The organism is Okeania sp. SIO2C2 (assembly GCF_010692625.1).
Classification (GTDB): domain Bacteria; phylum Cyanobacteriota; class Cyanobacteriia; order Cyanobacteriales; family Microcoleaceae; genus Okeania; species Okeania hirsuta.
Genome location: NZ_JAAHGM010000002.1, coordinates 129,686 through 150,099 on the forward strand (window position 1 = coordinate 129,686; position 20,414 = coordinate 150,099).

The 20,414-nt window shown below is 36.1% G+C and carries 14 protein-coding genes; 8 read left to right on the top strand and 6 right to left on the bottom strand.

Translation table 11 applies throughout. From position 1 onward, the window contains the following. Positions 1 to 214: 214 nt before the first annotated feature. Positions 215 to 2,893 carry a DUF3536 domain-containing protein gene (locus F6K18_RS01440; protein WP_287517946.1) on the bottom strand — a complete coding sequence of 893 codons (2,679 nt, stop codon included), beginning with the start codon at positions 2,891 to 2,893 and terminating at the stop codon, positions 215 to 217. Between the two features lie 1,450 nt (positions 2,894 to 4,343). On the opposite strand from F6K18_RS01440, the gene F6K18_RS01445 reads away from it, so the two are divergent. The 5 genes from F6K18_RS01445 (at position 4,344) to F6K18_RS01465 (ending at position 12,147) form a co-directional block, all read left to right on the top strand. Then, complete coding sequence (locus F6K18_RS01445) at positions 4,344 to 4,517, top strand: hypothetical protein (protein WP_287517948.1); 174 nt, start codon at positions 4,344 to 4,346, stop codon at positions 4,515 to 4,517. 848 nt (positions 4,518 to 5,365) lie between these two features. Further along, the gene (locus F6K18_RS01450; protein ID WP_287517949.1) at positions 5,366 to 7,864 is read left to right on the top strand and encodes an HAD-IC family P-type ATPase; all 2,499 of its coding nucleotides are present in this window, start codon (positions 5,366 to 5,368) and stop codon (positions 7,862 to 7,864) included. A 1,538-nt stretch (positions 7,865 to 9,402) separates the two neighbouring features. Continuing rightward, positions 9,403 to 10,515, top strand: a complete 1,113-nt coding sequence (gene cax, locus F6K18_RS01455) for a calcium/proton exchanger (protein WP_287517950.1) — start codon at positions 9,403 to 9,405, stop codon at positions 10,513 to 10,515. A 559-nt stretch (positions 10,516 to 11,074) separates the two neighbouring features. Further along, positions 11,075 to 11,845, top strand: coding sequence for an imidazole glycerol phosphate synthase subunit HisF (gene hisF, locus F6K18_RS01460; protein WP_287275446.1), 771 nt, complete (start codon positions 11,075 to 11,077; stop codon positions 11,843 to 11,845). 89 nt (positions 11,846 to 11,934) lie between these two features. After that, on the top strand, positions 11,935 to 12,147 hold the full coding sequence (locus F6K18_RS01465; RefSeq protein WP_124142948.1) for a hypothetical protein: 213 nt from the start codon (positions 11,935 to 11,937) through the stop codon (positions 12,145 to 12,147). 892 nt (positions 12,148 to 13,039) lie between these two features. On the opposite strand, the gene F6K18_RS01470 is transcribed toward F6K18_RS01465, so the two are convergent. The 3 genes from F6K18_RS01470 to F6K18_RS01480 all read right to left on the bottom strand — a co-directional run bounded on the left by F6K18_RS01470 (position 13,040) and on the right by F6K18_RS01480 (position 17,035). After that, complete coding sequence (locus F6K18_RS01470) at positions 13,040 to 13,690, bottom strand: hypothetical protein (RefSeq protein WP_287517951.1); 651 nt, start codon at positions 13,688 to 13,690, stop codon at positions 13,040 to 13,042. 1,074 nt (positions 13,691 to 14,764) lie between these two features. After that, positions 14,765 to 14,941 (bottom strand): hypothetical protein, encoded by a 177-nt coding sequence (locus F6K18_RS01475; protein ID WP_287517954.1) that lies wholly within the window; start codon positions 14,939 to 14,941, stop codon positions 14,765 to 14,767. A gap of 63 nt (positions 14,942 to 15,004) precedes the next feature. Continuing rightward, positions 15,005 to 17,035, bottom strand: a complete 2,031-nt coding sequence (locus tag F6K18_RS01480; protein ID WP_287517955.1) for a flavin-dependent dehydrogenase — start codon at positions 17,033 to 17,035, stop codon at positions 15,005 to 15,007. Positions 17,036 to 17,338: 303 nt separating this feature from the next. Here F6K18_RS01480 and F6K18_RS01485 point away from each other — a divergent pair, with 303 nt between their 5' ends. Beyond that, entirely contained in the window at positions 17,339 to 17,572 is a 234-nt protein-coding gene (locus tag F6K18_RS01485) for a hypothetical protein (RefSeq protein WP_287517956.1), read from the top strand. 431 nt (positions 17,573 to 18,003) lie between these two features. Next, positions 18,004 to 18,327: a hypothetical protein gene (locus tag F6K18_RS01490; protein ID WP_287517957.1), complete on the top strand. Its 324-nt coding sequence runs from the start codon at positions 18,004 to 18,006 to the stop codon at positions 18,325 to 18,327. Here the strand turns inward: F6K18_RS01490 and F6K18_RS01495 are convergent. Then, a complete protein-coding gene (locus tag F6K18_RS01495; RefSeq protein WP_287517960.1) occupies positions 18,324 to 18,458 on the bottom strand; it encodes a hypothetical protein in 135 nt (44 codons plus the stop codon). The genes F6K18_RS01490 and F6K18_RS01495 overlap by 4 nt on opposite strands. A gap of 98 nt (positions 18,459 to 18,556) precedes the next feature. Further along, on the bottom strand, positions 18,557 to 19,579 hold the full coding sequence (locus F6K18_RS01500) for a tetratricopeptide repeat protein (RefSeq protein ID WP_287517961.1): 1,023 nt from the start codon (positions 19,577 to 19,579) through the stop codon (positions 18,557 to 18,559). A 361-nt stretch (positions 19,580 to 19,940) separates the two neighbouring features. Here F6K18_RS01500 and F6K18_RS01505 point away from each other — a divergent pair, with 361 nt between their 5' ends. Further along, positions 19,941 to 20,381 carry a helix-turn-helix domain-containing protein gene (locus F6K18_RS01505; RefSeq protein WP_287517963.1) on the top strand — a complete coding sequence of 147 codons (441 nt, stop codon included), beginning with the start codon at positions 19,941 to 19,943 and terminating at the stop codon, positions 20,379 to 20,381. The last annotated feature ends 33 nt before the right edge of the window (positions 20,382 to 20,414 follow it).

The window sequence follows — 20,414 nt, forward strand, 5'->3', positions numbered from 1 at the left end:
TTTTTGACAGATATCAAAATCATCCCATGATGATGCAACGCTCCAGTTTTAGCTATAGAGAGGATTTCGGGTTATTTATTGTCCAAAACTCCCTCCTAATCAGCTTTTGCACCTAACATAACAAAATCAATCGAGATGCTAAGAAAAATGCGACTAATGCACACCTTAGCCGAAAAAGGAGAGAGTTTAGTTCTACTGTGAAAAAGAAACGATATTAATACAATTGATTCAGCCATTGATCCACATCAATGGCCAGCTTCTTACCTAATTGTAATAACTTGCTAATTTGAGGCAATTCCCAAGCTTCTCCTACCTTTATACCATTAGTTTGTATTTCAGCATTATTTCGCCTTTGAATATAACCTAAACACAGAGGTACAATATGATTCTCCAGAGATTGGAAATATATCTCCTGAGCATTAATTAATGATAAACCTAGATTTAATCGATCGCCTACTTCAATAATTCGCTCTAAGTTGTAGACATCTTCTTCTACATGATGATGTTCATTCTGATGCAAAATATGCCGGAGTGAACTAACAATTAACCTTTCTAAAGCTTCTTTAACTTCCAGGTTGTAGAACCGACATTGCTGTTGACCTACTTCAGTAGCAAGAGCTTCTAAATCAGCCAAATGATTCTGGCTCAATTTTCCATCACTACTTTCCGCTTCTAACCCCCGTACACTTGTTAAGAACTTATGACCTAATGCCACTTCAGCAGCTACCTGTAACTCTTGGGGTACAGGTAAATTATCTCGGTGGAAAGCCATCATTATGCTATAATTATCTCGGTACACCTGACTATACAATTGATCCAGGCGATTGAGAGTTTCCTGACTCAGTAGCCCCATTATTCGTTGACGTTCCTCTGCAAATAGATCCTTCAGGCTAAATGAATGTTCGCCAAATAACTCGCTCATAGTCATAATCACATTTGCTATACTAGCTTCCTGCAAAGCATCAAATAGCTTTTGTTTCAGTTTATCATAAACTATTTGTCCGCTAAAGGGTCGAATACAGCAATGGAAATCCCATCCTCCCAAATGCAGTACAGCAAATACAAAATTTTTACACTCTAGTGTAATTTCTGAAACTAGCTCTAACTGACCAACTGCTAGGCTTAGATTACCCATGCGTCGCATTTGATAATCATGTTGCTTGGCGTTATAGCAGTAAATTCGCTGTTCGCGAGTATAAGTAGTAAACAAAGAATTAATGGCGTAGTGAGCTGCTACTTGCTCTAAACTAATTTTAGCTGTAGCAACTAATTGTCGATAAACTTCATCACCTGTTTTGAACAACTCTACATTACTGGGGGCAAAAGCAAGTCGCCCGATAAATTCTTTTTCAAGTTCTAGCTGTATCCCTGATACATCCTCTGCTAATTCTATTGCCCTAGCTGCATAACGCAGAATTTGAGTACCTTCTGGTCGGGATATTTCATCAAAAAACCAGCCACAACTTGTAAACATTAATAGTGAATGTCTTTGCATTTCTAGTAAACGCAAAGCATCTACTTTTTCTATTTCTGTTAAGTTATGACTTTGATGCTGGGAAAAGAAATTATTAATGTTAGTAATAGAGCGGTCGAGAATTACTTTAACGTATTCATCTCGTGCTGCCCAAACATCGTTGAAGAAGTGACGACCCAAATCTTCGTAAATGTCTACAAATTGATCCCGGAGCCAATTGAGTGAATCTCGCAATGGTCTGCGCCATTTTTGATGCCAGGTGCCTCCACCACCGCAACCACAATCATCTTGCCAACGGTCAACACCATGAGAACAGCTCCAAGCTGTTACTGGTTTTAAAACAACTTCCCAAGTAGGGGAACTAATGCTGAGATAATGAGCAAAGTTGGTTACTTTCCAGTCACGCTGAGGAAATTCTCCTAAGAAGGCATAGGCAAGGCATTTTTCTGTACCACCTTTGTGATGACCGAATGTTTCGCCGTCAGTGGCAACAGAAATTAATTGGGAGGGTCGGTGGTCTCCCCGTACAGCTTGGCCTAATCGTCCGGCAAAGTTGTGGGAACTATTTAGGACATCGTTGAAGCCCATATCTCTTGATATTGGACCATCATAGAAGAAGATGTCAATGTATGGAATTTCTGTGGAGTTATCGCTGTTATTTGGTAAGAAACAACGATAAGGCCGGGTGGGGTCAATTTGACTGCCACCTACTTCTATCCATTCAGGATTTTCGTTTTCTGAGTTTGGGAAGGGGCGACAACGTTCTGCTTGGGAAGGTGCTAAGATGATAAAACGAATCCCTTCTGCGACTAACACTTCTAGGGTAGGATAGTCGATCGCCGTTTCTGCTAGCCACATTCCTTCGGGATCGCGACCAAACCTGGAGCGGAAGTCTTCTTTACCCCACCGAATTTGAGTGTATTTATCTCGTTCATTGGCTAGGGGCAAGATGATATGGTTGTATGCTTGGGCGATCGCATTACCATGTCCATCTAGTCGTTGGCAACTTTTGCGGTCTGCCTCGATAATTTTTTGATAGACTTCCATATCGTGACGCTCTAACCAACTCATTAAGGTTGGACCGATATTAAAGCTCAGATATTCAAAGTTATTGGCGATCCCCACCAATTCTCCTTGTTCGCTTAAGATTCTGGCAAAAGCATTGGGGCGATAGCATTCGTGTAAAATTCGCTCATTCCAGTCATGGTTTGGAGCTGCACTAGGTTGACGTTCGATAGCGTCTAGGTAAGGATTTTCTCTTGGTGGTTGATAGAAGTGACCGTGGATAGTTACATAAATTCCTGTAGCGGTGTTAGAAGGTGCTACAGAAGTTGTCTGAGCGTTAGTTGTTTCAGACAATGATACTTCTACAACAGAGTCGTTAAGTTGATTCAATTTCTTTTCAAATGAGGAAACCATGCGATCGCATTCTCCTTTTTAAATAATAAGTTATTGGCTTCGTCTTAGTCTGACGAAACTGCTATAGCAGGAAACGGGGAACAGTGGCAAAAGCTTTTCTCTGTCTCAGCTTCATCATCAATCTATTTCCTAACTAACTCGTTCCTTGCTATAGATTTAGAATTATTTTCCAACATTGAATATAGTTGTTTAATTCCAAATCTAAGTTGATTTACTTTAAGATCAATTACATTTTCTACTTTTAGCCATTATTGCAGAGTTTATGAAAGGCAGATCATGTGGTTAGATGCTCTTGATTAGTTGTCCAAGCTCTTTCATATAGAAAGCTACAAAATTATCCCTTTCTTTGCCTTAATTTTGGTAGGTTAGAATTTCGTAAGTTTAATATAATGTTGAGAGCTTGCTTGCAGAGTTCAAAAAGATTTAATAGTTATGTCTGTAATTTGTATTATAAAGTCTAACTTAGTTAAAAAGCAAGGCTGTAGTTATAAAACTTAATTTTACTTATAATTTTCTGTACATTAGTAATATTACTTTTCATTTCATCAATGTTGTTCTGGTCATTTCAGTTATCAGTTATCAGTTATCAGTACCTGAAGTCAGAGGCTTGAAATTTTGAAATATTGAACTTTATTTTTTGTCATCCCTTTGAAATGTAGGGCTAATTCTTTCCCCCCGGGAAATGGCGAAATATTTTTGGAGCGAAGCTCAAATCCCCTACTTCTCCTGCACCGGAGGGGTTAGGGGTGGGTTAACTTCTGAGTTCTGACTTCATTAAGGGGTGCGGTTTTGAAGTTTTCCAAGATGAAGCAAAAATCCTAACCTTTTAGGAATTTCACAACTTTTGCTTATTGTCTGTTTCTTACTATACCAAAGGGTGCTAGGTTTGCTGCTCAGATGCGATCTGATGGCGCTTTGTTACGACTTCTGTCGCCGTATCGGCGATCGGCTGCGATTTTGTAGTCTCCCAAGATGAAGTAAAAATCCTAACCTTTTAGGAACTTCACAACTTTTGCTTATTGTCTGTTTCCTACTATACCAAGGGGTGCTAGGTTTGCTACTCAGATGCGATCTGATGGCGCTGTGTTAAGACTTCTGTCGCCGTATCGGCGATCGGCTGCGATTTTGTAGTCTCCCAAGATGAAGTAAAAATCCTAACCTTTTAGGAACTTCACAACTTTTGCTTATTGTCTGTTTCCTACTATACCAAGGGGTGCTAGGTTTACTACTCAGATGCGATCTGATGGCGCTGTGTTAAGACTTCTGTCGCCGTATCGGCGATCGGCTACGATTTTGTAGTCTCCCAAGATGAAGCAAAAATGCTAACCCTTTAGGAACTTCACAACTTTTGCTTATTGTCTGTTTCTTACTATACAAGTTGATGTCAAACCATGAGAAAATGGTAAAAGCGATAATTTGAAAGAAACGAGTTGGTGTTTGACTTATGTTAATGATGAACCTGAGACAGAAAAAAGCTTTTGCCACTGTTCTCTCTCTTGGTGGGCTACCAGGTGCGTCTGTCGCTGATGTGGGGTCGCACTGCTGTTCACTGCTATACCAACTTCAGCAGGACTTACGCAAAAGACGAAATTATACACCAATTCTAGGGGTTGACGGCCGTTAACCCCTACTGTATATGGTGATTATGCTTCATTCATTGATAATTACCTCTGGTTAAAACCGTCTTAAAAGGGGAGACTTCAAGGCGTGAATTATTTAATTAGGGTTTGCACTTCACTAGTCTTTTAGTAGAGGTAGGAGACAGGAGACAGGAGACAGGAGAAATGGAAATTTAGAAGAGGTAGTCGGAAAAATTGTCCTTGAATTTTTCTGCCATAATCATCCTAAAATACTCACTTTTTGAGCTTTTTCCACCGAAAAGGTGGTACTTTTTTCAACAAAAAAACGCTCAAACGATTAGCAGTAAATACTTTGATAATTAATCAGCAAGCCCTAATTATTAATTATTAATTATTAATTATTAATTATTCGGTAAGTCCTGTTCAGTTAATTTATTGCCTCCAAAAGGCTATTAACTGAGTAGACATCTCCAGAAAATAAATCTTTTAATTAGAGGAGGCTAAGGATACGAAAGATTCACCCTAAAAAATAATTTTTCGTGCTTTTTTCGTAAAAATATATTATACCATTTTGAAAAAAGAATGTTACGAATAATAAGCACCATAAAAAGACTTTAATATAAAGTCTGTTTCACGAAAAATGTAATTTTCAACATCAAAAATGGTATTAAATTTATCCATTATGCATTCTAAATTATAAATTATAAATTCAAATAAATACCCTAAGTATTTGTAGCAAACATTTATCAATTTGGTATTACCTGTTGCCTGTTGCCTGTTGCCTACTCCTACAAAAAATCTATATCTTTTTCAGAGATGTCTAATATCGAAAACTTTTGCTGAAACTGTCAACACGTAATTTTTTTTGAGATATATATTTAGCACAAATGCCATGATTGATCGCCAAGATATCAACCAGACCTCAATTACTCAGGGACTTACAGAAAATGAAGTTATTGCTCGTCGTACTGCTGGTCTAGGGAATCAGGTCAAATTACATACAAGTCGTTCCTATAGCCAGATATTAAAGGAAAACTTATTTACTTTTATCAATGCTGTTTTCTTAACTATTAGTGTCGTTTTAATCTTTCTTTCTCGTTATGGGGATGCTTTCCTTGTGATCGTGGTTATTTTAGGTGGCGTTGTAGTTAGTGTTTGCCAAGAAATATGGGCTAAACAAAAATTAGATCAAATTGCTCTATTAACAAGACCATTAGCTACCGTTATTCGAGAGAGTAAACAACAAAACATTGATCCCAGTGAAATCGTAGTCGGGGATATATTAGTTGCCCAGGCTGGAGATCAAATAGTGGTCGATGGCCAAGTAGTAGGAGAAGGCCGAATTGAAGTGGACGAATCACTACTAACTGGAGAATCGGACCTAATTCCGAAACAAGTAGGACAACCAGTTTATTCTGGTAGTTTTTGTGTTAGTGGTACTGCTTGTTATGAAGCTCAAAAAGTAGGAACCGAAAGTTTGGCCTATCAATTAACAGTTAGTGCCAGAGCATTCCGCCAAATTTACACTCCTCTCCAACAAGAAATTAACTTGGTAATTAGAGTATTTCTACTCTTGTCATGCTTCCTGTGGATACTTGTTGCCATTAACTGGTTTATCAGGATTTATACATTTGCTGACAGCGTACAATATGCTGCAGTAATTGCTGGCCTTGTACCAAGTGGGCTTTATTTGGCTATTACTCTTGCTTATGCCCTGGGGGCAGTCAAAATGGTGGGACAGGAAGTTCTGATTCAGCAAGCTAATGCTGTGGAATCATTGAGTAATGTAGATGTTTTATGCTTGGACAAAACTGGCACGTTAACAGCTAACCGAATTCGTTTACAGACTGTTTATCCTATAGGAATTAATGAAGTTAAGTTACGAAATTTGTTGGGTGATTATGCGGCTAGTACCACTGCTAAAAACCAGACAATAGAAGCAGTAGAATATGTTTGCTCTGGACATCGACTGGAGCTAATTGCAGAAATTCCTTTTACTTCAGCTCGTAAATGGAGCGGTATGAGTTTTGCAGGTCAACAGGAAAGTTCAGATTCTGGAACATACATTCTTGGCGCTCCAGAAGTATTAGCGACAGTTACACCTCTAAGTACAGAAGTTACTCAGCAAATTCAAGAATTAGCTCAACAGGGTCTTCGAGTACTTTTATTTACTCATAGCCCAAATATTAATAGCTTGAATAATGATTTGGAACAGCCACAACTACCTACTGAATTAACTCCTCTGGGAATTATTAGCTTTAAAGATGAACTAAGGCCAGAAGCTCGTGAAACGATACATGGTTTTTCTGAAGCTGGAATAGAGGTAAAAGTAATTTCAGGAGATAATCCTCAGACTGTGGCTACTTTGGCCTTACAAGCTGGACTTGGCTCGGATATTCAAGTTATTTCTGGGGCAGAGTTGGCAGAACTAGATGAAGCTCAGTTTATTCAAGCTGCAGAAGCTAATACAATTTTTGGCCGTGTTACTCCAGAGCAGAAAGCTCAACTAATTCGCAGCTTTAAGGAGCAAGGTCATTATGTAGCGATGATTGGAGATGGGGTTAATGATGTTCTGTCATTGAAAGAGGCAAATTTGGCGATCGCTATGGAGGGTGGTAGTAAGGCCACTCGTAGTGTGGCGGATATTGTTTTGCTGAAAAATTCTTTTGGGTCTTTGCCCCATACTTTTCTGGAAGGACAACGGATTCGCAATGGTATACAGGATGTACTGAAATTGTTTATGATTAGGGTGTTTTGTGTCACCTTATTGATTTTTGCTACAGGATTTGTTGGTGGGACTTTCCCATTATTAAATAAGCATAGTGCGGTTGTTACTCTCATATCAGTGGGTTTTCCTAGTTTTTGTATTCCTCTGTGGGCAAAGTCGGGAATGTTGCCTCGTCGTAGTTTGGTGCGATCGCTACTCCACTTTACTTTACCTGCTACTTTGAGTCTTACTCTTGTTGCTTTGGGTGTTTATTTGGGTTATTTGGTTGTGACAGTGTTGGGTTCTCTTGAGGAAAATAGTCTGATGGATAATAGTGTGGTTATTACTAATCAGCTTCTTTCTGTTCCTCGCAGTGCTTTAGTAACTATTATGATTTTGTGTGGTCTACTCTTAGTGCCTTTTCTGAAGCCCCCAAGTAGGGTTTGGGTTGGTGGAGAACCTTTGAGTAGAGACTGGCGTTATTCCCTAGTTGCCTTGGCCTTGCTAGGAATCTATGTTGTAATTTTAGCCGTTCCGCCTCTACGTCAATTTTTTGAATTATCTTTACTAAGTGCCCATGATTATGTTGTGATTAGTTGGGTGGCTATAGTGTGGTGTTTATTATTACGTTATGTCTGGCGAGCCAAACTTCTAGACAAATTTTTAGGTGTGGACCTTGGTTAATGTTTGTTTATTAGTAGACCTCTCCTGAAAAGCTATCCCTGATCGAGAACTCCTGAAAACCTTGTGGTCAGCGGTGGAGTAGGGGAGCAGGGAGCAGGGGAGAAAGGAGAAATAATCATAGTAGATAGGAAAAACTACTTAAGTCATCAAAAAAAATGTACTTTTGAATACACTTTTTCTCTGACAAAAACTTTTAAATACTTACACATAACTTGTCTATTTTGTCAAGTTTTATGTTAAGAAAGATGTTTATAAAGCATAGCCGGAAAAGAGGCAGTAGGTCGTAGGGACGTTGCATGCAACGTCCGTACAGAGTAGGGGGAAATAATTGATGATTTATGCAGGATAATTGATTTGATTTTTGATGATCGCCAGATGTCTAATAGTAATATTATTTTCTGTTGATTTCTACAGTAATATCAGATTCGGTTGAATACTTATTATAAAGTTGTGGGGAGTAGAGCAGTAGGGGAAATTGAATATTGAAGTAATTACAGAGTGAACCTATCCCACTATTTTTAACAGGCTTATTTGTTTAAGTAAAATGTGTTGGAAAAGCTTAATTTTTAGTGAAATAAATCAGTTTTCATTCACCAATGTACATAGTTCAAAAATTAATAATTAATAATTAATAATTACCTCTCCTTGAAAAGAAGATTCTGTATTTCAATTCACTTTGCTTTCCTAGGTCATGCTGCGCAAACAGCTAGAGGTACTGATAACTGATAACTGATAACTGATAACTGATAACTGATAACTGATAACTGATAACTGATAACTGATAACTGAAATTACCAGGCCATTACTTCCCCTGAAATTGCTCGATATACTAGCTACTTCAGCAAGGGTATTTAGCTTGAAAAAGATACTAAATATACTCTATAGTTCTTTTCAGAAATAGCAACTCCTGGTGTATGGCAACAAATGTATGTTCAAGTCCGTCAAAAACTATAAACTAAACTGGAAAAAGATCGAGATTATAGTACTATGTCAGGTTTTAATTAATGGGTTATTGAGGTAGAATTTTACGCAAGGATTATGGGAATACAAAAAAGCAATTCTTAGAAAAATGGATTTTTATTTGGTTGAATCCTATGCTATTTAAAAGTTTAAACTCATTTCAACTACTAATTTGCTATAATCAGTTTAGGATATCCAAAAAAATACCCGATGTAAGCATTCAGCTATTAGCAGTCAGCTCTCAGCAATAAAAATGAATGAAGCAAATACTCGTTTAACTTCTACTACATTTTCAACTCTATGGAGAGAAATGTAGATGTGGCTCGCACTTATTGCTAAGGTTAAGTAATAGGCAATTCTATTACTTATACTTTTAATTCTATAAAGCTGATAGCTGATAGCTGACCGCAGAATGCTTACCTATTTTTTCTACTTCTTGCTTGGGTTTTTCATATTTATCCTGATTTATAATTCCTGATTTATAACTCTTGAATTATACCCATCTGTCAAATACTTTTTCAGCAAATTCTATTGATTTTTACCTAATTTATGATTCACTAAACTGGAATTTTACACTTATGCTAAATACAAAAACAATCCTTTCAATTTTATTAGTATTTATTCCAATTTCAATTGCAGGTAATTTCCTAGAATGGGGTTCATCAGCTATCTTTATTACATCTGCTATAGCAATTATTCCTTTAGCAGGTTGGATGGGTACAGCGACAGAAGAAATTGCTGTTGTTCTTGGTCCTAACTTAGGTGGATTATTGAATGCTACATTCGGAAATGCTACAGAATTAATTATTGGTATTATTGCTCTAAATGCTGGGTTAGTAAGTGTAGTAAAAGCGAGTATTACTGGCTCTATAATTGGTAACTTATTGTTAGTAATGGGTTTATCAATGTTTTTAGGTGGGCTACGTTTCAAAGAACAAAAATTTCAGTCTGTGGTAGCTCGTTTAAATGCTTCAGCAATGAACTTAGCTGTAATTGCAATTTTAGTTCCAACAGCGGTAAATGCTACTTCTGATGGTATTAGTGAAAATACGATGCAAAATCTGTCGGGTGCAGTAGCAATAGTTTTAATTGCTGTTTATATACTCACCTTATTATTTTCCATGAAGACTCACTCTTATTTATATGAAGTTGGTGTGGCAGGTAATGAATCATCAGATTCTAATAGTGAATCAGAAGAACATTCTGAGCATAAACCTAATTTATTACTGTGGATTTCTGTACTATTAGTAGCAACTTTAGCCGTAGCATTTGAATCAGAATTATTGGTTGATTCTCTCGAAGAAGCTACAGAAACTTTGGGATTAACTACTTTATTTACTGGTGTAATTGTAGTTCCAATTATTGGTAATGCTGCCGAACACGCTACGGCAGTTACTGTTGCGATGAAAAATAAAATGGATTTGTCTGTTTCAGTGGCAGTAGGTTCTAGTTTACAGATTGCTTTATTCGTAGCACCAGTGTTAATTTTGGCAGGTTTATTACTTGGTCAACCAATGGATTTGAATTTTAATCCTTTTGAATTAGTAGCAGTAGTAGTAGCAGTATTAATTGCTAATTCTGTAAGTTCTGATGGTCGTTCTGATTGGTTAGAAGGAGCTTTATTATTAGCAGCTTATGCCGTTTTGGGATTAGCTTTCTATTATCATCCTGTGATTGAAGGATTAACTTGAGTTCAAGAATTTAGAATTTAGAATGCGCGAATTTAGAATTACCTCTTCTTATAAATTAAGAGGATTGGATCGAGGGACTTTTTTTTCTTCTCTTAGTCGATTTGATATGGCGCAGGTTTCCTCGCCATCCCACCCTACGGGAAAGCTGCGCTAACGGCCGCTTTTTTTCTCCATTCATGGAGAGGCTTTATGCATGAATTTTTCGGTAACACTCATACCATTTCTCTGTAACAATGCCCTTAATAATTCTTACCAAAACCTGAATTTTACTAATAGCTGTTATCTTTTATTAAGCACAACTTCATGGAGAAATGGTATCAGCACTCAGCTATTAGTCATCAGTATTTTTCATATCAGTGAGGTATAGGGGGCATTTTGTCTACACCTTTTTCTTCCCTTCTAACTTTTAACTTTTAACTTCTGATTTCTTCCCTTTTAACTTTTAACTTTTAACTTTTAACTTTTAACTTTTAACTTATGATTTCTTCCCTTCTAACTTTTAACTTTTGACTTTTGACTTTTGACTTCTAACTCCGTCGTTTATAACTAACTTATTTCTATGCTGGCCAAAAGAATTTTACCTTGTCTTGATGTTAATGCAGGTCGAGTAGTTAAAGGTGTCAACTTTGTTGATCTTCAAGATGCTGGAGACCCTGTAGAGCTGGCCCAAGTATATAATGATGCTGGTGCTGATGAATTGGTATTTCTTGATATTACTGCTACTCACGAAGACCGAGGTACCATAATAGATGTTGTCTATAGGACTGCAGAGCAGGTTTTTATTCCTCTGACAGTTGGTGGTGGTATCCAATCCTTAGAAAATATTAAAGATTTATTAAGAGCAGGTGCAGATAAAGTCAGTATAAATTCAGCAGCGGTGCGTAATCCTGACTTGATTGATCGGGCAAGTGACCGCTTTGGGAATCAGTGTATTGTAGTAGCTATTGATGCTCGTCGTCGTCAAGACCCAGATAAATTAGGATGGGACGTTTATGTTCGGGGTGGACGAGAAAATACTGGCAAAGATGCAATATCTTGGGCGTTGGAAGTGGAGAAAAGAGGTGCAGGAGAGCTTCTTGTTACAAGTATGGATGCTGATGGAACCCAAGCTGGTTATGATTTAGCGCTCACTAGAGCTATAGCAGAGAATGTTCAAATTCCAGTGGTTGCTTCTGGTGGTGCGGGTAACTGTCAGCACATTTTTGAGGCTTTAACTGAGGGTAGGGCAGAAGCTGCTTTACTTGCTTCGTTACTTCATTATGGTCAACTAAGTGTGTCGGAAATTAAGGATTATTTGGCTAATCATCAAGTTCCTGTGAGACATGGTTAAGGTTACTTTTATATTTTTTTAGTAAAAAAATTAGGGTGTTTTTTTAAGAAATGTTGTTAAAATAGAGGGACTGTTACAAAATGTAACTTATGTTATTCACTATTCTAATACTTGATGTGGCCTTAGTGGCTTGGTCTCTGCATCTCATGCAGGAATCATTCAATCATCGAGAATTTTCCCTAATGCTAGCTGGTATTTTAGTTGCTACATCTGCTGCTGCAATGATGGTAGTTTATTTTCTGATGGGTACTTGCATGACTCACCTAACTCAAATGTCTCAACACTCCTATGCATATTTTTAAGTATTTTTAAGCTTCTCTTGAAGATATAATGTCCCTGAGTACTCTATACTTTGAAATATAATCCCATAGGGATGTTGTTGAATTTTTTTGATTAATTTCTTGTCTGTTGACAAAACTATAAAAAATCAGCGTTGTACAGTGACAAATTATTTTAGATTTTTGATTGAATTTGATTTTGGATTAGTCAATTGCTAGAACGATTAATATTAGGTTTTTTTAGTTAAAGTATAAACTAATTTTTGGTAATATCATTCCATAATTTGCAACTCCAAAAAATCAGGTCTAAATATATTAAGACTGTAGCTAGGGGTTATATCTCAGTTAGTAGACGACTTCGATCAGCATTTACAAATTAGTAGGTTATGACTAATTTTGGGGCTACTACTTCTGACAAATTTACTGCCTTTTTGGTATAGATTAGTAATCGATCATTGAAGCTATGAGGAGGTGAGAATATAGGGAGGTAGGGAGTATTTTTTTACCTTTTTCCCCTATTCCTTTTCTACATATCATGATTCCTGAATCCTGGTAAAAAAAACTTAATTGCGGACAAAGATACCAAATGGGTTCTATAAGAATTCTTAGTTAGAGCAGAACGATTATGCAACAAAAATCAAGAAAGTATGTGCCAGATCGTTGACAAATAATTAATTGTTTGCTTAAGCCTAAAGCTATCAGTTAGTATCTTTAAAATTACTATAGCAATCCTAAATAGGTCGTGACAAATCAAAAAGTAAATAAAAAAACTGAAACTCTTACCAGTTAAGTGTTCCCAGTTAAGTGTTCCCTAAAAAGCAGTAAGATTTTTGACAGGAATAAAATAGGATTGCTATAGAGAAAGGCAAAATAATTAGAGTGATGGGGAAAAAACAGCTTTTTACTTGTAAGTCCCTTAGTTGAGCAAATGTTCGTTTTGTAATTTTTTCATCTCTTCCCTAACTTCAATTGCTATTTCTAGAGCTTCGTTAAGTAATTTTCCATGTTCGCTAGCTTTGTCATTAATTTGCAAAGCTGTCAAAGTATTAAAATTAAAGGTAAATAAGTCTGTATTTTTATTAACAAATTTCTGATTTTCCCGGATAATTCGCTCGGTTTTCAAAGCTCTAATTAAATCTTCTCTAATTAGTTGTAGAGCTTCTATAATTTTAGTGCGATTACTTAATTTAACTTGGGGGTTCCCAGCAGCTTCAATTCTGTCATTAATAGCGATCGCTTGAATAATCGAATTATATTTATCTACATCCTCAAATAATTTAATCAGACGTTGATTTTTACGAGTCATAAATATTTTATAGATATCTTCTAAAAATAATCCTATTGCCATACTTACATAAATAACTATTAATAATAAATGGTGTTGATTTAAGATTTTTACTACCATCCAGTAACTAACTAATAAAAGCAAAGCTATTAGTAAACTTTTCAAACCTTCTATTAAATATTTAGTTTTGGTGGGCGGTAGCAATATTTTACCTAAACTTACTCCACTTAGATGTTTAAGTTCACCCTTTGTAATTTCTAATCCTTCTAAATCTAACCGCATAATTGTTTGAGATTTTTAGTTCTAATCTATGGAGTGAAGTTGGGTAAAAATAGATGGGTGCATCTCAATGCAAGAATAAAGCCAAAAATTTATCGCTTTTAGGCAACAGGCAACAGGGAATAGGGAATATATAGGAAAAAAGTATTTTTGCAAATGTGAGATGCACCCAAATAGATGTATTTTCCAATTATTTTCAACCCTTTACCATATCCATAAATTTGATTTTGAGACGATTGTGTTGTTAATTAGCAATCAAATAATACCATTTCTCAAAAACTTTTCTATATTTTCACATAGTAGGGGAGTAGGTGAGTGGGTAGGGAAGTTGCATGCAACTTCCCTACAGGGAGAATTAAACATAAGAATAATTAACATTAACTTACCTCAAAGTAGTAAAAAGGTTATTCGACATAAGTTAATTACCTAATAACTGAAGTTCTCATGAAGTATAGCATTATTTTTGGGAATTGGTATAATATAGTGTTTATCAAGTTACTGAGGTAAAGTTGTTTTTCTTCTTTTCTATTTCCTCGGGACTACGGACGTTGCAGGCAATGTCCCTACCTACTCCCACGCAACAAACAAATTTGGGGTTGCACATTATGGAATGATATTGCCAAAAATTAGTTTAGACTTTGACTAAAAATAACCATTAATTAATCATTCTAGCAATTGATTAATCCACAATCCAATTCAATCAAAAATCTCAAATCATTCGTCGCTGTGCAACGTCACAAATTTTGTACCTCACTCTTTTTGGGAATTGCTATATTTGCGTAAATATTCAGCAGTCAGCTATTAATTTTGGGGAAGGTAAAAGCAACCTTTGAAATTGAGTTTGAATAAAAGTTACTACCAAAGTCTCCGGACTAAATCTTAGAAATAATTAGTTATTAATAATTGCTGAATGCAAGCGCATTCCGAAGAAAGCGCTGACTGCTAATAGCTGAATGCGAGCGCATTCTGCAGGAAATGCTTACGTTAAATTTATCTAATTTTGCATACTAAGTTTAGATTTTTGGGCGTTGGTGAAAAGAAGGTATGATATCATGTTCCCCCTCCGGGGGAGCTACGCTAACGGATAAGAGCGCGATAGAACTCCGTGACCTTTACGCGACCAAAAAACTTTCTCCTTCTACTCGGGGTTTCTGATTCTTTCTTCCCTCCTGAGGATCTTCGACTGACTTCCCCTCCCCTCCTGGGAGGGGTTAGGAGTGGGTTGACTCCTAAGTAATGCGCGATTAATATCATACACTAATTCACCAACGCCGATTTTTGTAGTTTAAATTTCACTTTTGAGATTAATATCATACACTAATTCACCAACGCCGATTTTTGTAGTGTAAATTTCACTTTTGGTTGACCAACATTATAAGTTAAGGCATAACTATTAGCTAATATCCAAAACCATAAACTAGGATAACGAGGTTCTAACCAAGGTTGAATCCAGCGGGCAAAACTAGGCAACCATCCTAATAGGAAATTCATTAAACTAAACAAGGTGAAATTGATATAACTTATTGTCCAGAGTAATACTTCCTGAAAGTTGATAAAATCTAGAATCCAGAATAAAAGATAAGGATTTTTTCTAGCTGCTTTTAGAGCTAATCTGGTAAAAGTAAACCAATTAGCTCTATCCTTAATAAAAGTATCTGCTACTTCTGGAGGTTCTTCTGCTAATAACCCAAAAAATGTATTCAATATAGAATTAATTCTTTGGGGAGGTAAAAACTTTCCAGTTGGTACCATCATTCCTTTAGAAAATAACCAAGTAACGGCAATATTACTTTGATAAGCACGAATTTGATTTAAGTGATTCGCACTGAGTAAATCATATTTTAAAGCAGTATTTAGAAGATCGGTTAAACGAGGTAAATTTCTGACTAAAGAACCAAAACCAGTAAATACTAAAGGAGATTGGAGAGAAGCAGCATCGCCAATACAAATTAAACGGTCAAAAGCTACCTGGCGATCGCTACCTTTGATACTAAAATGCCCAGGAATATAACCAAAGGTTGGCTTTTTCCAGACTAATTTATCCATGTCACACCGTCGATATTCTGGCAAAATTGTGAAAAAATCCTCATACATTTCTAACAAAGAACCAGGATTTTCAGGATGAACTTGATGGTAATGAAATAAATAAATTGCTAACTCATTACCAGCGCAAGGGAACAACTCCCAAATTAATTGTCTGCCACGAGAAATATCGCCATGACTATTAAGAACATCTCCATAATTTGAATCCCAAACTTCCGGTTCAATTCCACCATTAATTACTGCTCCAACTGTTGGACAAATACTATCAAAAGCACGTTTACCATTTAACTGCCAAGCGATGGGAGAAGCAGTACCCATAGCATCTACTAACAAACGCCCACAGAAAATTTGTTCAGTTTTGTTAGATAGGTTTTGAGTATAAACTACAACTTTTTCTGGTTCAATTTCAGCTTTAATAAATTCTGTTTCATCTACAATTTTTCCTCCTGATTCTTGTAGTTTTATCCCACATAAAGTGAGTGCTTTTTCTGAGTCTAATGCCACATTTAAAACTGTAGGAGTATGAAGAATTGCAGCCTTAGCAAAATCAGGGTTATTACTATCAAAAAATTTGTTAAATCCGTCTTTATATTCTCTGGCAATTAAACCTTCTATTTCTGCAGCAGTAAATAAACCCAAGTCAATTAAACTTTGTAGTTCGGAGCGAGAAATATTCCACTCTCGATTCATTTTACCAAAAGTCAAACGTTCCAATAATAAAACTTTGTACCCCAATTTTGCCATCACAGCTGCATGAATAACTCCCAGAGCACCACCAACATAAATGAGGTCATATTCAACAGAATTATTATTTGTTCCTAACTCCTTTTTCCACACTACTTGTTTTGGTGTTTGAGGATTTTTAACTGATTCTCGCCAACGTTTTTCCCACCAGTATAAACGTTTAAGATCGTATTCCCCTTGAGGCATTTTTTGAAAGTATTTTGCAGTCAGAGGATAATCAGATGCTAAAGCAGTAAAAATTGACTGATTTGATAGGTCAATTATCGGAGGTTCTGGATAATTGAAAGGAAATTCTTTTCTCAAGTTGGTAGTCAAAGATGCAGTGAATTGTTTTTCTATCGAAGATACATTTCCTTGAGCAAAAACTTTGAGATAAGTAGTTCGTTGTAATGACCAGGTAAATACAGAAAATTCCTGAGTAGGATCTTCAGAAAATTTCATAACAAAACCATCTGAAGTAAGAATTTTATCACCGAACCCTGGTTTAAATTTATGCTGTAACCATTGACAAACAGTTTTTGTATCTGACGTTGGTACCTCTAGGTAGAGAATTTCTTTCATCTGTTTTTTTGGGAATTAATTTTTAATCTTAAAATTGACAATATTTTAATTTATGCTATAGTTGTTAGATAAAACTTTAATCAGATATAAAAGTTTACAATATTTTCTACCATGAAGTATACCCAAGAAAAATTTTCCTTTGGGTAGTATATTTTTAAGTTTCTAGTCTCTCTTGATAGGTAAAGATAAATCTGTCTCTAGATGACTATCTTAAAATTGGTAAACTTAGCTCAAGCCTACAAAATAGTTTAGCCTCAATCAGTAGAGTAGTAACAAAATCTCAAAGACAGTAAGGGAGTAGATATGAATTATCCTGTACCTACAAGCGATCAAGAAGTAATTGCTTTGCGACAACAGCCAGTTAACGATGAACTTGTCGCTGTAGCTATGGTTGGTATAGTTAATGTTGCTCGTTCTCAAGGAAAGTCCATAGAAGAACTTAAGGCAGAGATTCTTGCGGACGATCATTTATTAAACATGGCCCAAAGACAACTGCTAAGTCAGATTCTTAATGAAGCTTGGGAGTATTTGCTATGACTTATATCATGTCCGGTTGAATACTGAATAAATAACGACGGAAGAGTCAGTCCTCAGTCCTCAGTCCTCAGGAGGGAAGAAAGAAAAAAGATGGAAGAAGAAAGTTTCTGATTGTTAATTAAGCGGACATGATATTACAAGAAGAAGGAAGAAGGAAAAATATGGCATTGCATATTTGTGGGATAAATTAGTGTGGGGGCGTTGTATATTTGCACATTGGAATTATAGTTTTAGAGAAAGAGAAAGTATAAAGATGAGATTTACCTTTTCTGCAAAGATTCATCTCTTAGTTCAGCAATGCCGAAGGAAAAATATGACTTTGTCTGAGTTTGAAGCTTTTGATCTGTTCTAACCTTTCCTTAGACTGCTATAGTACCAATTACCATGCATTAATGTTTAACTTAGGTAGCACTTCAATTATTAAGTAGGGTTTGCTGAAAAAGTCTTTGAGTAGGGTAGGAGACAACCCACCCCTAATCCCTCCCAAGAGGGGAAGAAAGGAGACAGGAGACAGGATAAATGGGAATGAGCGAGGAGGTAGGAGTAATAATTGTCAATTTGGGATTTTTCTGCCCAACTATGAGCCTAAAATACGCTCCATGCATGAGCGTTTTAGACTGAAAACCAGGCGCTTTTTTCGACCCCAAAAAGGCACTTGTCTTTATATGTCAATGCTTTTAGTATTTTTAGGGCTGGAAAAAGTGCCAGAAGTGAGGTCAAAAAGGTTCAAAAAATTAGCAGAAAAGGCTCACTAGGACAGAAAAATTAACAGACTATTTTTCCGACTACATCCTCTATAACTCCCATTCCTCCTGACTCGGTCTTCCTGACTTCCACTCCTGGGAGGGGGAGGGGCGAGGGGTGGGTTGACTCCTACCCTTACCAAAAGACTTCCATAAGCAAACCCTAATTCTAATTATTATTATGTTTACTTCTCCCTCACTCTCCTAACTGACTCAGTCCTCCTGACTCTTGCCGTTAAATCTAATTTTGTTGAAATTTATCTAACATATCTACTGCAATTTTTTGATTATCAGAATCGCCATCCAATCCAAAGAAAAAAGCCGCCTGCTGAAAATTTTCCATCGCCTCACTTTGATTTCCAATTAAGTAGTAAACTATGCCTCTATTAAAGTATGACTTAGGATTATTAGCATCAATCTTGATAGATTTATTTAAATCTTGAAGAGCCTTTTTCTGCTCTCCTATTTGTAGATATTCATCCCCTCGATAATAATAAGCTTTAGCATTTTCAGGATTAATTTCTATTGCCTTATTAAAGTTAGCGATCGCTGCTATTTTTCTTCCCAGTTGAGAATAAGCAACTCCTCTACTTAAGTAAGCTTCACTTTGACCAGGATTGAGACTTATAGCTTTATTTAAATCCTGAATAGCACCTTGATAATTTCCTGCTTCCATCTTTTGTTTAGCCTGATTATTCAGATTAATTGCCTGTTTGGCAAAATTAAATCTTTTAGTTATTACTTGATAATTTTCTCGATAAAGCTTGAGTTTTTTTCTAGCTTCTGGATATGAAAAACTTTCTTCAGGAATTTTTTCTAATAAATTAATTGCGTATTGCCATTTTTGCTGCGCTTGATACCAAGTGTCAACAGGATGAGGAGGATTTTGTACTAATAAAGCTGCTGACATTGCAGATTGTTTTGCTAACCTTAAATAGATTAATCCGTGTTCTGCTAAATATAGTTTTCGCTTGACTGCAATGAGTTGATAATTTAGTTTAGTTATTTCTCTAGATACAGGTTGTAAGGGTACACCAGGCAGTTGAATAACTTGTTCTAAAATATCTATTGCTTCTGGCAATTGAGTTAGAGCAGCTCTAAGTTTATTAACATCAGAATCTTGATTAATATCTCCTAAATTAGCTATCTTTGCTTGAGCTAGAGCTATGGATTTTTTTTGTACATTATTTAGCCAAAAAATTGAAATGCCGTAACCCAAAACCAGGATAACTATAATAACTTTGACTAGGTTTCTTTGACCCATAGTTGCTCCTTTCAATTTCATCAGTAAAGCAATTAGCAAATCATGTATTAGCCGTTAGTTTTTTTTATTTACCATATCTTAATCTTATACCAATTTTATCGCAATAGTAAAATCAAGAGATAAGAAGATCTAAAGGAAAAAAATGATAGAAATAGGTAGGAAAAAGAATTGGATTGGGTTCTTTGAAATATAAATTTTCAATTTCATTTTTGTAGCATTATTTTTGATCAATGGTATTACCTGATATTTTTTGCTCTTCGTAAAAAAAAATATCAGAATAATTTACTTTTTTGCATGCTACAGATATGATAGAAAAGATTTTTATATGAGAATAGTAGTATGGACTTGAGAGGAAACAAATATGGCCGGGGTATGTAAAATAGAAATTACAGAAACAGTCCCAGAACTCAAAACATTGCTAAATGGCCAAAAAACTGCTAGTGGCTTTCAGAAGATTCAGGCACTATATCTATTTAAAATTGGTCAAGTGACAACTGTCAAAGAATTGGCAGTTACTTTAGGGGTAAATCGGATTACAGTACAAAGGTGGTTGAGACAATATCGTAAAGAAGGATTATCGGGGTTATTACAGGTAAAACAAAGTGGTGGTCGCAAACCAGCAATCCCACCAGAAGCGCGAGATGGGTTGCAAAAACGACTTAACGACCCCAATAATGGTTTTCAGAGTTATGGAGAAATTCAAAAATGGTTGAAAGAAGAATATAATATTAATGCTTCTTACAAAGCAGTTTATTCCACAGTTAGATATCAGTTAAAAGGTAAACTCAGAAAAAATAAGTAGTATGGTACTTTATATCATGTCCGGTTGAATACT